This window comes from Paraburkholderia tropica (assembly GCF_014171495.1).
GTDB classification, from domain to species: Bacteria; Pseudomonadota; Gammaproteobacteria; order Burkholderiales; family Burkholderiaceae; genus Paraburkholderia; species Paraburkholderia tropica.
Map to the genome: position 1 here is coordinate 873345 of NZ_CP049135.1, position 14210 is coordinate 887554.

Sequence of the window (14210 nt, forward strand, 5' to 3'; positions counted from 1 at the left end):
GTGACGCGCTCATCGCTCGCCCGCCGCGCCTTCACGCGTCGCCCAAACCTCACTCCGCCCAGTTCGCCCACAGCACCATCAGCACGGTCATCAGCGCCGGGCCGATGAAGATGCCGATCAGGCCGAACGTGGTCGCGCCGCCCAGAATGCCGAACAGCACGAGCAGAAACGGCAGGCGCGTGGAATTGCCGATCAGCACGGGCCGCACGAAATGCTCGGCGACGAACACCACCACGAAGCCCCACACGGCCAGCGAGACCGCCGCGACCACCGAGCCCTGCACGACGAGCCAGAGCGCCGCGAGGCAGAACACCACGGGGGCGCAGAACGGCAGCATGGCCGCGACCGCCGTCACGGTGCCGAGCAGCGCCGCATGCGGCACGCCGCCGATCAGATAGCCGGCCCCGAGCAGCACGCCCTCGCCGAGCCCCACCACCACGAGCCCCGTGACCGTCGCGCGCACCGCGGAGGCCATGCGCTGGAGCAGTTGCGCGCCGTCCGCGCCGAACGCGCGGCGCGCGCCGCGCATCACCGTGCCCGACAGCCGCGGTCCGGCCTGGAAGATCACGAACAGCGTGACGAGCATGAAGCCGAAGGTCACCGACGCATGCAGCGCGCGCGCGCCGAAGTGACGTCCGAACGAGACGATCGCGTCGCCGTGCAGGTTCTTCATCGCGGGCGACGCCTTCAGCGGCTGCGCCAGGTTCGCCTGCCACCAGTCGCTCACCTGATGGCTGCCGAACGGCAGACGCGAGACGACGTCGGGCACCGGCACGCCGTTCTCCTGCGCGGTGCGCAGCCACTGGTAGAGGTCGTGCGCCTCGCCGCCGGCCTGGATCGCCGTGATCGTGATCGGCAGGACGACCAGCAGCGCGACGGCCAGCGTCAGCACGGTGGCGAGCGAAGTCGTGCGGCCCTTGAACAGACGGTGGCGCTCGACGGCCTGGTAGGCCGGCCACAGCACGATGGCGACGACGCCCGCCCACGCGACGGCCGGCACGAATTCGCGCACGACCCACAGGGCGACGAGGACAAGCGCGGCGAACAGGGCCGCCGAGGCGACGCGCTGGATTTTTTGCTCGTTTGCGGAGTTCGGAGCAGGCGGGCGATGAATCATGTAACCTCGGGGGCAATTCGACAGGACGGCTCTGGCAGCCATGCAAGCAAGGCCTGCGCCGCAAGCGGCAAAAAATCACCAGAACGCATAAAAGCGCGCGTAGAACAACGCGCCGCAGCAAGCCGCCAGCATAAGGGCGACAGACCAAAACACGAAATGAGGGCGGCCGGCGCGCAGGTCAAGTGCCCTTGGCGGCACCTCGAACGGTACGTCAAACGCCGCTTTCCAGTCTGATCCCTACGCCGCCCAGGCGTTCCACCCCCGCCTTTCTCGCGCATTTCGATGTCGCGCCACGCACAACACTGCGTTGCACAAATTCGAGATGTCGGACTTTGATCGCCCGCAAACCCCCATTCCTTCGTCAAACGCATGGTGTCGCAGGGCAATTGTTGCCGATTTTGGAATGGTGTTTCAACGCCGACACAATGGCACTTGGCGTCGCAGAGGACTACATTCGCGGCATCCCACTCACGGAGCCGACAATGAAAAAGAAAGCGTGTCTCGCGCTTGACGGTGCCAACGGTGAACGCATTGAAATCCTCGAGCAGACGGATTCAGCGCTCGTCATCCGCTGGGTCGAACCCGGCCGCTGCCATTATGGCGAGCAGCGCTGGCGACGCCGCTCGGCGCATACCTCGGGAACCTGCGCCGTGTCGCGTCGCAAGATCCGCCGCGGTGACGCCGTGTTCAAGCCGGCTGAACGGCCGGCCCCGCTGAATGCGTCGGTGATGATCGCTGCGGAAGTGTTCGGCGACCTCGTGGCCAACGTGCCGTTCAGCGAAGCGGCCTGACGCGCCGCAAACGGTCGAAAGCCGACCGGAGGCGCGCGAAAGCGGACCAAGGCATTAGCAGTCATTATCGTAACAATCGCGCATCGATTGAATAACAATCGTGCACGGATCGACGAATCGACACGGCGCCACTCGCGCCATGCGGACTCACCGCTTCCCTGCGCACCGGCCGCGCTCACCGGTCGATTCAGGCCGATCGAGCTTCACCCCGCCGCGTGCTGCGGCGCCGCATCTCACGACGAGACCGCGGCCGCCCCGGGCGCCAGCGAAATGGACCGGCCGGCGTAACGCGCCACCCGCCCCACCGACTCGCCGCGCAGCGCAGCCACGCGCGCGAGCACGTCGGCATCGAAGGGCGCCGCCCGCGGACCCGCGCGATCGACGTGCAGCAACACCTGCTCGCTCGCAGACACGATCGTCTCCCTTTCGTCCCCGGCGAACATCTCCAGATAGACGCGCACGCGCTTCGCGTCGTGCTCCAGCACCGAGACCTCCACGCATACCGGCGTGCCCGCCTTGATCTCCCGCACGTAGTTCAGATGCGCCTCCAGCGTGTACATCGAGCGCCCGCGCGCCTCGCGCTGCGCCGCGTCGAGCCCGATGGCGTCGAGCAGCGCATCGGTCGCGAAGCTGTAAATCAGCATGTAAAAGGCGTCGCGCAGATGGCCGTTGTAATCGACCCATTCCGCGCGCACCTGGTCCCGATAGACCACGCCAGGCGCCGTCGTCTCCGTCATCGTTGCTCCTTGTTGCGGCAGTTTTCCGGTGTCGGCCAGTGTAACCGCATGGTCGGCGTGCGCACCCGCGCGCCAGCCTGGCCGCGTCGCGCTGACGCTGCGCACGCGCGCCGCCGCTGCGGTAAGGTGGACCTTATGCGCCTTTCCTGGTGACGCGATGCGGCACCGCTTCCGGACCGCCGAATCACGCGTGTCCGGACCGGCGTGCCGCTGCACCCCGCCCCGTAACCGCAAACGCGCCCGGCACGCCGCGGCGCCCCGACAGGATCCGGTCATGGCAGAAAACACTCCGCCTCTCTCCCGCGCGGGCCGTCCCGCGCCACAGCCGTTCTCGCTCGACGTGATGCTCGAAAAGTACGCCAAGGGCGACGAGCAGAGCGCCGACGACATCTATCGCCGCGTCGCGCGCGGCGTCGCCCAGGCCGAGCCGCCCGCGTTGCGCGCCGAGATCGAAGCGCGCTTCCTCGACAATCTGCGCAACGGCGCGCTGGGCGCGGGGCGCATCATGAGCGCGGCGGGCACGGCCATCGAATCGACGCTCATCAACTGCTTCGTGCAGCCGGTCGGCGACAGCATTCAGGACACCGACGACGAAGGCCGCCCCGGCATCTACGTCGCGCTGTTGCAGGCCGCCGAAACCATGCGGCGCGGCGGCGGCGTGGGCTACAACTTTTCGGCGATCCGTCCGCGCGGCGCGCTGGTGAAATCGACCGGATCGAGCGCTTCCGGACCGTGCAGCTACATCGACGTGTTCGATGCCTCGTGCCGCACCGTCGAAAGCGCCGGGTCGCGGCGCGGCGCGCAGATGGCGGTGCTCGACTGCGATCATCCGGACCTGCCCGAATTCATCGAGGCAAAGCATTCGAAGGGACGCTGGAACAACTTCAACGTCTCGGTCGCGGTGACCGATGCATTCATGCGCGCCGTCGAAAACGACGACGTCTGGCAGCTCGTGCACCGCGCCGCGCCCTCGCCCGCGTTGCGCGCGGCGGGCGACCTCAAGCAGCGCGACGACGGTCTCTGGGTCTATGCCGAAAAACGCGCGCGCGCGCTCTGGGACACGATCATGCGTTCGACCTACGACATGGCCGAGCCCGGCGTGGTGTTCATCTCGCGCATGAACGAAGACAACAATCTGCGCGCGCAGGAAACCATCCGCGCGACCAATCCGTGCGGCGAGCAGCCCTTGCCGCCGTACGGCTGCTGCAATCTCGGCCCACTCGATCTGACGCGCTTCGTGAAGGCGCCGTTCGCGCAGTTGCGCGGCGCAAAGCATGCGAGCGCGAGCGCCGCCGACCACAACTTCGACTGGGACGCGCTCGCCGCGCGCACCGCCACGCAGGTGCGTTTTCTCGACGACGTGCTCGACGTCACGCTCTGGCCGTTGCCCGAACAACAGGCCGAAGCCGCTGCGAAACGGCGCATCGGCGTGGGCTTCACGGGACTCGGCGACACCCTCGTGATGCTCGGCATCCGCTACAACACCGAAGAAGGTTGCGCGTTCGGCGCGCGCGTCGCGCGCACGATGCGCGACGCGGCCTATCGCGCCTCGGTCGAACTCGCGCGCGAGCGCGGCGCGTTTGCGCTGTTCGACGCGAACACCTATCTCGCGCCCGGCACCTTCGCCTCGCGCCTGCCCGACACGCTGCAAGACGAGATTCGCGCGCACGGCATCCGCAACAGCCATCTGCTGTCGATCGCGCCGACGGGCACCGTGAGTCTCGCGTTCGCCGACAATGTCTCGAACGGCGTCGAGCCCGCGTTCTCGTGGACCTATCAGCGCACGCGCCGCATGGCCGATGGCGGCAGCGAAACCTTCGCGGTCGAAGACCACGCGTGGCGCGTGTATCGCGAACTCGTCGGCGAGACCGGCGACATGAATGCGCTGCCCGACTACTTCGTGAGCGCGCTGCAAATGAGCGCGCAGGACCACGTGCAGATGATGGCGGCCGTGCAGCCCTACGTGGACACGTCGATTTCGAAAACCGTGAACGTGCCCGCCGATTATCCGTTCGAGGACTTCGAAAATCTCTATCTCGATGCGTGGCGGCGCGGGCTCAAGGGTCTCGCCACCTATCGGCCGAACGAAACGCTCGGCGCGGTGCTCCACGTCACGCCCGCGACCACCGAGACGCCCGACGACGCGCAAAGCGATGCGTTGCACGACCCGCTGCGCGTGGCGATCGACCATCGGCCAAGGGGCGAGTTGCCCGCCGTGATCGAGAAGATCGAATACCTCACGCAGACGGGCAAGGTCTCGCTCTACGTGGCCGTATCGTTTCTCGAAGTGACGGGCCAGGTGGGCGGCGAACCGGTGACGATCGAGCGGCCCATCGAGTTCTTCATTCCGGTGGGCCAGCGCGACGAGTCGCAGCAATGGATCACGGCGACCATGCGTTCGCTGTCGCTCGCGGCGCGCGGCGGTTTCGTCGCGCGCAATCTGCAGGATTTGCGCAAGGTGTCGTGGGATCGCGGCCAGGTGCGCTACGGCGAGACGCAGCGTCTCGACGGCAAGCGCACGCCGCTGTGGCACGACTCGGAAGTCGCGGCGATCGCCTATGCAATCCAGCAGATTCTGCACCGGCGCGGTTTTCTCGATGCCGAGGGCCGCCAGGTGCCGACGCGTCTGCTCGCGCAGCGGCGCGCCGAAGCGCGTCTCGCGTCGCCGCCTGCGTCCGGCGCGGAGGGAAACGATGCAGCGGCGCGCGCCGGCGATCAGGTGCTCGACGGTCCGAATGCGCTGCCCGCCGACGCCTCGCTCGCCGCGCCGCACGCGATGCTCGGGCGCAAATGCGGATCGTGCGGCGCGAATGCCGTGATTCGCCGCGACGGTTGCGATTTTTGCACGGCGTGCGGGGAAATCGGGACGTGCGGATAACACGCGCGAGCGAAGAGCGCGGTCCGCTCAGATCGCGCCCGCTTTTTCTCCCGCTTTCTCTCCCGCCTCGCCGCCCAGATACCCCGCGAACCCCGCCACGATCCCGTTCGTCTCGCCCGCCCGCGCGAGCTTGAGCACCTGCGATTCATACGGATTGCTCGACAACGGACGAAACACCGCGCGCTCGCCGCCCATTTTCCCCAACGCGGCGGGCACGAGCGCGATGCCCATGCCGAACTCGACCATCGTCACCACGGTCTGCCAGAGCCGCGCTTCGTGGCGGATCTGCGGACTGAAGCCCGCCTCCACGCACGTCGCGATGATCTGATCGTGATAATGCGGCGACACCGAACGCGGAAACAGAATGAACGGCTCGCGCGCGAGCGCGGCAAGGTCGATACGCCGCCGCTTCGCGAGCCGGTGGCCCGCAGGCAAACAACACAGAAACGGCTCGGAAAACAGCGTCTGCGACTGCACCTCGGCCGGAAAGCGCCCCCAATGCGCGAAGCCCAGATCGATCTGCAAACGCTGCAACGCGTGCACCTGTTCGATGGTGTTCATCTCGCGCAGCACGACCTCCACGGCCGGATGATCGGCCTCGAAACGCCGCACCGCCTCGGGCAAGCCGCGATACAGCATCGAATTGACGAAGCCGATACGCAGCCGCCCCGCCAGCCCGTGCGCGGAACGCTCGGCGATGCGGCGCACTTCGTCGGCCTGTTCGAGCAGACGGCGCGCCTCTTCGAGCAGCACGAAACCCGCGTTGGTCAGCGCGACCGCCTTGTTGCTGCGTTCGAGCAGTTGCACGCCCAGTTGCTCCTCGAACTTGCGGATGTCGAAGCTCAGCGCGGGCTGCGAAATAAAGAGCCGCCGCGCGGCGCGGCCGAAATGCAGCTCTTCGGCCACAGCCACGAAATAGCGCAATTGCTTGAGTTCCATCGCGGTGTCTCCTCCGCTTGCCCGTGTTATCGATAGATGGCGCTTATCGTACAGGACATCGTTTGTATTGGACGGTTATCGTTGCCGCTCCTATTCTGGACTCACTACGGCGCCAGGCGCACGTCCGAAGAACAGACAGGAGACATCGATGAGCGAATCCCCCGCCGCGCAAGCCAGCGGCGCGTCCAACATTCCCGACAGCCGCGGCATCAACTTCTTCAGCAGCGACCCCGGTCTGGCCCCGCTCCTGCGCAGCTATCTCGGCGACACGGCTTTCGCGACCATCGAATCGCAACTCGCCACGCTCGGCCAGCGCGCCTCCGACGAACTCGACACGCTCGCGCTCTCCGCCGATCACCATCCGCCCACGCTGCAGCATCGCACACGGCGCGGCGAGGCGATCCAGCACATCGACAAGCATCCCGACTACGTCGCGCTCGAACGCGTGGCGTATGCCGAACTCGGTCTCGCGGCGATGAGCCATCGCGAGCACGCGCCCGCGCCGCTCGTGAAATACGCGCTCACGTACCTGTTCGTGCAGGCGGAGTTCGGCCTGTGCTGCCCCGTGAGCATGACCGATTCGCTCACGCGCACGCTGCGCAAATTCGGCACGCCCGACCTGGTCGCGCGCTATCTGCCGATGCTCGCCTCGCAGGATTTCGACACGCTGTTTCAAGGCGCGATGTTCATGACCGAGCAGGCCGCCGGTTCCGACGTCGCGCGCATCGCCACGCGCGCCGTGCCGGAACCGGACGCGAACGCGAACGGCACGCAAAGCTGGCGCCTCTACGGCGACAAATGGTTCTGCTCGAACGCCGACGCCGATCTTGCGATGGTGCTCGCGCGCGTCGACGGCGCGCCGGCCGGCATCAAAGGCCTCGCGCTGTTTCTGCTGCCGAAAACGCTGCCCGACGGCACGCGCAACACGTATCGCATCGTGCGCCTCAAGGACAAACTCGGCAGCCGTTCGATGGCCAGCGGCGAGATCGTGCTCGACGGCGCGCAGGCCTACCTGATCGGCGAAGTCGGACGCGGCTTTCATCAGATGGCCGACATGATCAACATGTCGCGGCTGTCGAACGGCGTGCGCGCCGCCGGTCTCATGCGCCGCGCGCTCACCGAAGCGCTGCACGTCGCGCGCCATCGCGAAGCGTTCGGGCGCAAGCTCATCGACATGCCGCTGATGCAGCGTCAACTGCTCAAGATGATGCTGCCCGCCGAGCAGGCCCGCACGCTCTTCATGCGCATCGCCACGCTGCTGCCGCGCGCCGATCAAGGCGACGAACTCGCCGCGAAATGCGTGCGCATCCTCACGCCGCTCATCAAGTTCCGCGCCTGCCGCGACGCGCGCCGCGTCACCGGCGACGCGATGGAAGTGCGCGGCGGCGTGGGCTATATCGAGGAATGGAGCGACGCGCGGCTCGTGCGCGACGCGCATCTGGGCTCGATCTGGGAAGGCACGAGCAACATCGTGGCGCTCGACGTCGCGCGCGCGGCGAAACGCGAAGGCGCGCTCGATGCGCTGGGCCGCCACGTGCGCGCCGAACTCGCCGAAGCCGGTTTGCCCGAAGCCAGCGCGTCGCTGTTGCGCGCAGCGTTCGAGCGCGCGGCGGCGGCGCTGGAGAGCGTGGCCGAATGCGGCCGCGACGAGTCGGTGCGTCAAGCCGCGAGCGCGCTCTATCACGCCACCGCGGCGGCCTTCATGGCCTGCGAGGCGGTGCAGATCTCGCGCGGCGGCGCGCAGGATTATCGCCGTCTCGCGCTCGCGCATCTGATCGTGCAACACAAGCTGCTGCCGCGCGATCCGCTCGCGCTCGACGACCGCGACGCGCACCCCACGCAACTTCGCGCGCTCGTCGACGAACAGCCGCTGCCGCTCGCGGACGCAATGCAACTGCTGCCCGCGCAGTGAGGCGAACGTCATGACGACTCTCAACGTGAAAGGCGCGCTGCACGGTTTGCGCGTGATCGATCTGAGCCGCGTGCTGGGCGGCCCGTACTGCACCCAGGCGCTGGCCGATCACGGCGCCGACGTCATCAAACTCGAACCGCCCGATGGCGATGAAACGCGCGGCTGGGGGCCGCCGTTCGTCGGCGACACGGCGTCGTACTACGTGGGCGTGAATCGCAACAAGCAAGGCATCGCCGTCGATCTGTCGCGCGAGGAAGGGCGTGCGATTCTCTGGCAACTGCTCGAAGGCGCGGACGTGCTGGTCGAAAATTTCAAGCCCGGCACGCTCGCGCGCTGGGGCATGGATTACGCGCGCGATCTTCAGCCGCGCTTTCCGCGCCTGATTCATTGCGCGATCTCCGGTTTCGGCCCCGACGGTCCGCTCGGCGGCCTGCCCGGCTACGACGCCGTGATCCAGGCGATGGCCGGACTCATGAGCGTGAACGGCGAAAGCGACGGCCCGGCGCTGCGCATCGGCCTGCCGATCGTCGACATGGTAACGGGCCTGAACGCGCTTGCGGGCATTCTGCTCGCGCTCGCGGAACGCGAAAAAAGCAGCCACGGGCAATCGGTCGATATCGCGCTGTACGACTGCGGCGTGTCGCTGCTGCATCCGCATCTGCCGAACTGGTTCGGCAACGGACGCACGCCGCAACGCAGCGGCAACGCGCATCCGAACATCGCGCCTTACGACAGCTACGCCACTGCCGGTGCGCCGATCTTTCTCGCCGTCGGCAACGACCGTCAGTTCGCGAAACTGTGCGCGCATCTGGGCGTGCCCGATCTCGCCGACGATCCGCGTTTCGCCGACAACCGCAGCCGCTGCGCGCATCGTCCCGAGTTGAAAGCGGCGCTCGAAGCGCGGCTCGCGCAGCACGATTGCGCGCCGCTCGCGCGCGATCTGATTCAGGCGGGCGTGCCGTGCGGGCCGGTGCAGACCGTCGATGCGGTGGCGGCGCATCCGCATACGCTGCATCGGCAGATGCTGGTGGAGATGCCGGGCTATCGCGGCACCGGCGCGCCCGTGAAGCTCTCGCGCACGCCCGCGACCTATCGCACGCCGCCGCCCGCGCTCGGCGGCGACACGCGCGCGGTGCTCGACGCGCTCGGCATCGACGTCGACACGCAGCGCAAGCTGTTCGAGGCGGGCGTGGTGAAGGGCTCGTAACCATCGCATCACGCGCACAAAACACGCGTAAAACAGGCGTAAAACAGTCGTAAAACAGGCGTAAAAAGCGCAACCGATACGGATCAAGACCGGCCCAAGCCGGCGCAACCCGACTAATGGAACTGGAGAGAGACATGACGAGCCTTCCCGCGCGCCAACCCGCGCGCGCTTCGCTAGCCGCCTTCGTCGGCACCACCATCGAGTGGTACGACTTTTATATTTACGCCACCGCCGCCGCGCTGATCTTCGGCAAGCTGTTCTTTCCCGCACACGATCCGTTCTACAGCACGCTCGCCTCGTTCGGCACCTTCGCCGTGGGCTTTTTCGCGCGGCCCTTCGGCGGGCTCGTGTTCGGACATCTGGGCGACCGCATCGGCCGCAAGAAGGCGCTCGTCGCCACGCTCGCGATCATGGGCGTCGGCACCGTGGGCATCGGTTTTCTGCCGACTTACGAAAGCGCGGGCGCACTCGCGCCGGCCTTGCTGGTCGCGCTGCGCATCGCGCAAGGCATCGCGATCGGCGGCGAATGGGGCGGCGCGGTGCTGATGGCGGGCGAGCATGCGCCGAAGGACAAGCGCACATTTCTCGCGTCGTTCGCGCAGCTCGGCAGTCCCGCCGGTCTCATTCTCGCACTGCTCGCGTTTCGCAGCGTCGCGCATCTCGATCACGCGGCGCTGTTCGCGTGGGGCTGGCGTCTGCCGTTTCTCGCGAGCGCCGTGCTGCTCGTGGTGGGTTTGCTGATCCGCTCGGGCGTGAGCGAATCGCCGGAATTCGAAGCGCTGAAACAGCAGGCGCGCACCGCGGCCATGCCGATCGTCGAAGTGCTTCGCGACAGCTGGCGCGGCGTGCTGCTGTGTCTCGGCGCGAACGTGATCGGCGTGGCGGGCGCGTGGTTCGTCAACACCTTCATGCTCAATTACACGACGCAGACGCTCGGCCTCGACCGCACGCTGATTCTCGATTGCCTGTTCGTGGTCGCGTTCATCCAGTTCTTCACGCAACTGGCGTCGGCGTGGTTCGCGCAGCGCGTGGGCGCGGGGCGTTTTCTCACGCGCGCCGCCGCGCTGGCGATGCTCTCGCCTTATCCGATGTTCGTGCTGGTTGCCACGGGCAAGCCGGTGGCGATCGTGATCGGCATTGCGATTGCCGTGATGTGCATGTCGAGTTCGTATGCGGTGATGGCGGGCTTCATGACGAACGCGTTTCCGGTGCGCACGCGCTACTCGGCCATTTCGATTTCCTACCAGTGCTGCGCGGCGCTCGCGGGCGGACTCACGCCGCTCGTCGGCACCGTGCTCGCGCACGCCTATCCTGGCCAATGGTGGCCGCTCGCGCTGTTCTACAGCGCGCTCGCGGCGGTGTCGCTCGTGTGCATCGCGGTGCTGCAGCGTCGGCAACCGTCGTCCGCGCCCGCCGACGTGGCCATCGCGCTGCCGGAATAAGCGCGCGATGGTGACGGCCGTCACGCCGCCAGCGGCGCCGCCGAAATCGCGCGCATGAGGCGCGCGAGCGCCGCCTGCCACGCCTCGCTGTGCCGCCCGCCCTTCACGACCGCGTGCAGCATGTCGCGCTGCAAGGCGTCGCGCTCCGCGCCTGCCGGCAAGATGTCGCCGAAGCTGATGAGCGCATCGGCGAGCGCCGTGCGCGCGGCGGCGTCGTCCGAATCGAGCAGGCCGCGCGCCGCCTCGGGCAGCGTGGCGAGAATGAACGCGCGCTCCTCCCACACCACGAAGCGCGCGAGTCGCGTGAGCACGCTTTCGCCGACCGGCGCGACGGACACGCGCGCCGCGCCGCCGATCCAGCCGAGCAGTTCGTCGGCGGGCATCGGCCGCGCGATCTCGTAGCCTTGCGCGCCATCCACGCCGAGCAGCGCGAGCGCCTTGAGCAGATCGGCGGAATCGACGCCTTCGGCCAGCACGAGCTTGCCGAGCGAATGGCCGAGGCGCGTGATCTGATACACCACGCGCAGCGCGTCGAGCGCCGCATCGCCGGCGATATGCGCGATTTCGCGGTCGATCTTGATCCAGTCGAACGGCAATTCGCGCAACCGCGCGAGGCCGCTATGGCCCGAGCCCAGATCGTCCTGCGCGAGCAGCACGCCGAGCGCGCGAAACTTGCCGAGAATCGCGCGCTGTCCGTGGCTCAGCGAAATCGATTCGTTCTCCAGAACTTCTAGCGTGAGCCGCCGGCTCGGGCACGCGTGCGTTTCCAGCGCCTCGCGCGCCGCGTCGAAATAACGCAGATCGTTGAGCGCGGCGGGCGGCAGATTGACCGAAATCTCCAGATCGTGACCGGCCGCGAGCCAGCGCGCGCGATCGTCGAGCGCCTGGCCGAGACCGCGCGCGAACAGTGCGAGCAAATCGTCGGACGACAGCGCGAAGAGGAACTCGTCGGGCGTGAGCAGACGCTCGCCGTCGCGCAGGCGCGCGAGCGCCTCGACCTTGCTCACCTGGCCGTTGGCGAGCGTGAGGAGCGGCTGGTAATGCATCTCCAGCGCGCCGGTGCGCACGAGCGCGGCCCAATGCTGGCGCACGCTGACCGGCACCGCGCCGCCATGCAGGCCGTCGTGGGTCTGCAACCGCGAGGCGACGCAGCTGAGCAGCGTCTGCAGCAATTCGATGAAAGCGACCTGGTCCGGTCCGACGAAACCGCCCGGATACGCGCTGAACAGCATGACGATGGCGATCGGCGCATGCCCCGGCGCGGCGATCGGAATCGCCACCGACGAGCGCAGGCCCTCGCGCGCGGCCACGTCGCGCCAGCGCTCGACGAGCGGATCGGTCTGATAGTTGACCACGCGCTCGGCGTGGCCGCTGCGCCAGGCGCGCCCCACCGCGCCCTGCCCGTCCGGATGATCGGCGCGCACGCTGATCTCGTGGCCGTGCGCGGTCAGCACGGCCACCAGCCCGCCTTCGCCGCTGCCGCCCGCGCCCGCTTCGAAATGGAAAATGCCCGCTTCGTCGGGCCGCCCGATCGTGCAGGCGGTCACCTCGTCGTGGCCGCCGAGCACACTCACGAGCTGATCGATGAAATGCGTATAGCTGCCCGCCTCCCAGACGATGCGCGTGATGCGCTGAAGCACGTCCTGCTGCGAATCCTCGACGGCCTGATAGGCCTTGAGCTGCCAGGCCGTGTCGCTGGTGAGGCGGCGCGCGTAGAGCGACAGCGCCTGGCCGCCCACATCGCGGCCAATCAGCTTGTAGAGCAGTTCCTGGAGAATGCCGCGGCTGCGCACGAGCTCTTCCTTGTCGAGCCCGACGACGGCATGAATGCGGCCGATGCGCATCGCCATCGCGGCGTGCTCCTTCGAGCTCAGGCCGGGATCGGCGAGTGCGAGCAGATTCTGGATCTGCCGGTCCTTGAGGTGCGCGAGTTCTTCCGCCGACAGCATTTCGAGGATGCGCCGGGACTTGGGCAAGCGCGCCAGCTCCTCGTAGAAGCGGTTCACCACGAGGACGGCTGATTTCCGCAACGCCTCGATCAAAGTTTGCATGCGCCCTTCTGCCTGTTGGATCCCTGCCGGGAAGTCGGCCCTCCGCGCGGCGCGCAAAGCGGCGAGCGAAGAAAGTTACCGCTCCAGGCTGAATCATAAGGCATGCATCGCCGGCCGGCCGTGGCCTGCCGTACATAGCACGTGGCGCGAGCGCACCGCCGATGGCGTTTTCCGCCGCGAGTTTGGCGGAGCATGACGCAAATTCCGGCGTTGCGCGCCACATCGCGCGGGGCGCCGTGCGCCGCGCTCGCCTACTTTCCGAAGGTCATGTTCAGACCGGCGAAGATCTGCCATTTCGGCACGCCCGCCCCCGCATGCGCGACGGAATATTGCGGTTCGACGAACACGTTGTAGATCGTGCCGCCCGCCTTCCACGCCTTGCCGCCGCCGAGGCCCACGGGAATGTACCAGGCGCCGTGCTGAAGATCGAACGTCCAGATGCCGGTCGAGCGGATGTACCAGCCGCCCGGCAGATTGAAGATGCCGAAGGGCTGCGCCGTGAGCGACTGCACCGTGGGCCGTCCGCTTTGCCCGGCGAACGAATGTTGCCACTGCACCAGCGCACCGACGAGCCGCGCGCGCGACGCGTTCACGACCACCGCCGCGAGCCCCGCCTGCCACTTGCCGGTGCCGAGCGTGGGATCGGTGGCCGTGGGCGCGGTGACGAGCGGACCGATGCCGATCTGCGTCGCGCCCTGGCTGACGAGAAAGATGTCGAACAGGTTGATATCGCCGAGACCGGTGTTGTAGCCGCCGGACGGATCGGGCCGCGTGCTGACCGGCGCGGTCAGCCGGAGGATCTGCGGCACCGGCACGAGGCCATTCGGCCCGATCGGCAGCGTGCCGCGCAGCAGCAGATCGTTCGTCACGGCGCTCGAGCCGTAGAGCGACGGCGCGAACATGTTCTGCACATTGAGCGATGCGGCGAGGTTCAGCGGGTTGTTGCTCTTGTTGGCGTCGTCGGCGGTGTTGCTCGGCGGGCTTTGCGCGTATGCCGGCATCGAAGCCTGCGCGGCCGCGAGCGTCATCGCCAGGGTCATCGCCAAGGTCGGGCCGAGCGCCGCCGAGCGCCGCCGCGCCTCGAATAACGTGCTGCGTTTCATCTGTCGTCCCCCAGAGTCGTGCGCCGCGGCCGT

Annotated in this window: 10 protein-coding genes; 5 read left to right on the forward strand and 5 right to left on the reverse strand. The window is 67.7% G+C overall.

Going from position 1 to position 14210, the window contains the following annotated elements; translation table 11 throughout:
• Positions 1 to 49: 49 nt before the first annotated feature.
• Positions 50 to 1117 carry an AI-2E family transporter gene (locus G5S35_RS18725; protein ID WP_065059472.1) on the reverse strand — a complete coding sequence of 356 codons (1068 nt, stop codon included), beginning with the start codon at positions 1115 to 1117 and terminating at the stop codon, positions 50 to 52.
• Between the two features lie 482 nt (positions 1118 to 1599).
• On the opposite strand from G5S35_RS18725, the gene G5S35_RS18730 reads away from it, so the two are divergent.
• Positions 1600 to 1908, forward strand: coding sequence for a DUF3331 domain-containing protein (locus G5S35_RS18730; protein WP_065059471.1), 309 nt, complete (start codon positions 1600 to 1602; stop codon positions 1906 to 1908).
• 233 nt (positions 1909 to 2141) lie between these two features.
• Here the strand turns inward: G5S35_RS18730 and G5S35_RS18735 are convergent, their stop codons facing one another.
• Positions 2142 to 2645 (reverse strand): thioesterase family protein, encoded by a 504-nt coding sequence (locus G5S35_RS18735; RefSeq protein ID WP_065059470.1) that lies wholly within the window; start codon positions 2643 to 2645, stop codon positions 2142 to 2144.
• Between the two features lie 274 nt (positions 2646 to 2919).
• On the opposite strand from G5S35_RS18735, the gene G5S35_RS18740 reads away from it, so the two are divergent.
• Positions 2920 to 5523: an adenosylcobalamin-dependent ribonucleoside-diphosphate reductase gene (locus tag G5S35_RS18740; protein ID WP_074986676.1), complete on the forward strand. Its 2604-nt coding sequence runs from the start codon at positions 2920 to 2922 to the stop codon at positions 5521 to 5523.
• A 27-nt stretch (positions 5524 to 5550) separates the two neighbouring features.
• On the opposite strand, the gene G5S35_RS18745 is transcribed toward G5S35_RS18740, so the two are convergent.
• Entirely contained in the window at positions 5551 to 6462 is a 912-nt protein-coding gene (locus G5S35_RS18745; protein WP_074986677.1) for a LysR family transcriptional regulator, read from the reverse strand.
• Positions 6463 to 6610: 148 nt separating this feature from the next.
• Here G5S35_RS18745 and G5S35_RS18750 point away from each other — a divergent pair, with 148 nt between their 5' ends.
• The 3 genes from G5S35_RS18750 to G5S35_RS18760 all read left to right on the forward strand — a co-directional run bounded on the left by G5S35_RS18750 (position 6611) and on the right by G5S35_RS18760 (position 11023).
• Entirely contained in the window at positions 6611 to 8374 is a 1764-nt protein-coding gene (locus tag G5S35_RS18750; protein ID WP_183039397.1) for an acyl-CoA dehydrogenase family protein, read from the forward strand.
• 10 nt (positions 8375 to 8384) lie between these two features.
• Positions 8385 to 9581 (forward strand): CaiB/BaiF CoA transferase family protein, encoded by a 1197-nt coding sequence (locus G5S35_RS18755; RefSeq protein WP_183039398.1) that lies wholly within the window; start codon positions 8385 to 8387, stop codon positions 9579 to 9581.
• Between the two features lie 134 nt (positions 9582 to 9715).
• A complete protein-coding gene (locus tag G5S35_RS18760) occupies positions 9716 to 11023 on the forward strand; it encodes an MFS transporter (protein ID WP_183039399.1) in 1308 nt (435 codons plus the stop codon).
• A 20-nt stretch (positions 11024 to 11043) separates the two neighbouring features.
• On the opposite strand, the gene G5S35_RS18765 is transcribed toward G5S35_RS18760, so the two are convergent.
• Positions 11044 to 13074 (reverse strand): EAL domain-containing protein, encoded by a 2031-nt coding sequence (locus G5S35_RS18765; protein ID WP_074986680.1) that lies wholly within the window; start codon positions 13072 to 13074, stop codon positions 11044 to 11046.
• Positions 13075 to 13325: 251 nt separating this feature from the next.
• A complete protein-coding gene (locus G5S35_RS18770; RefSeq protein WP_237181448.1) occupies positions 13326 to 14177 on the reverse strand; it encodes a hypothetical protein in 852 nt (283 codons plus the stop codon).
• Positions 14178 to 14210: the final 33 nt, after the last annotated feature.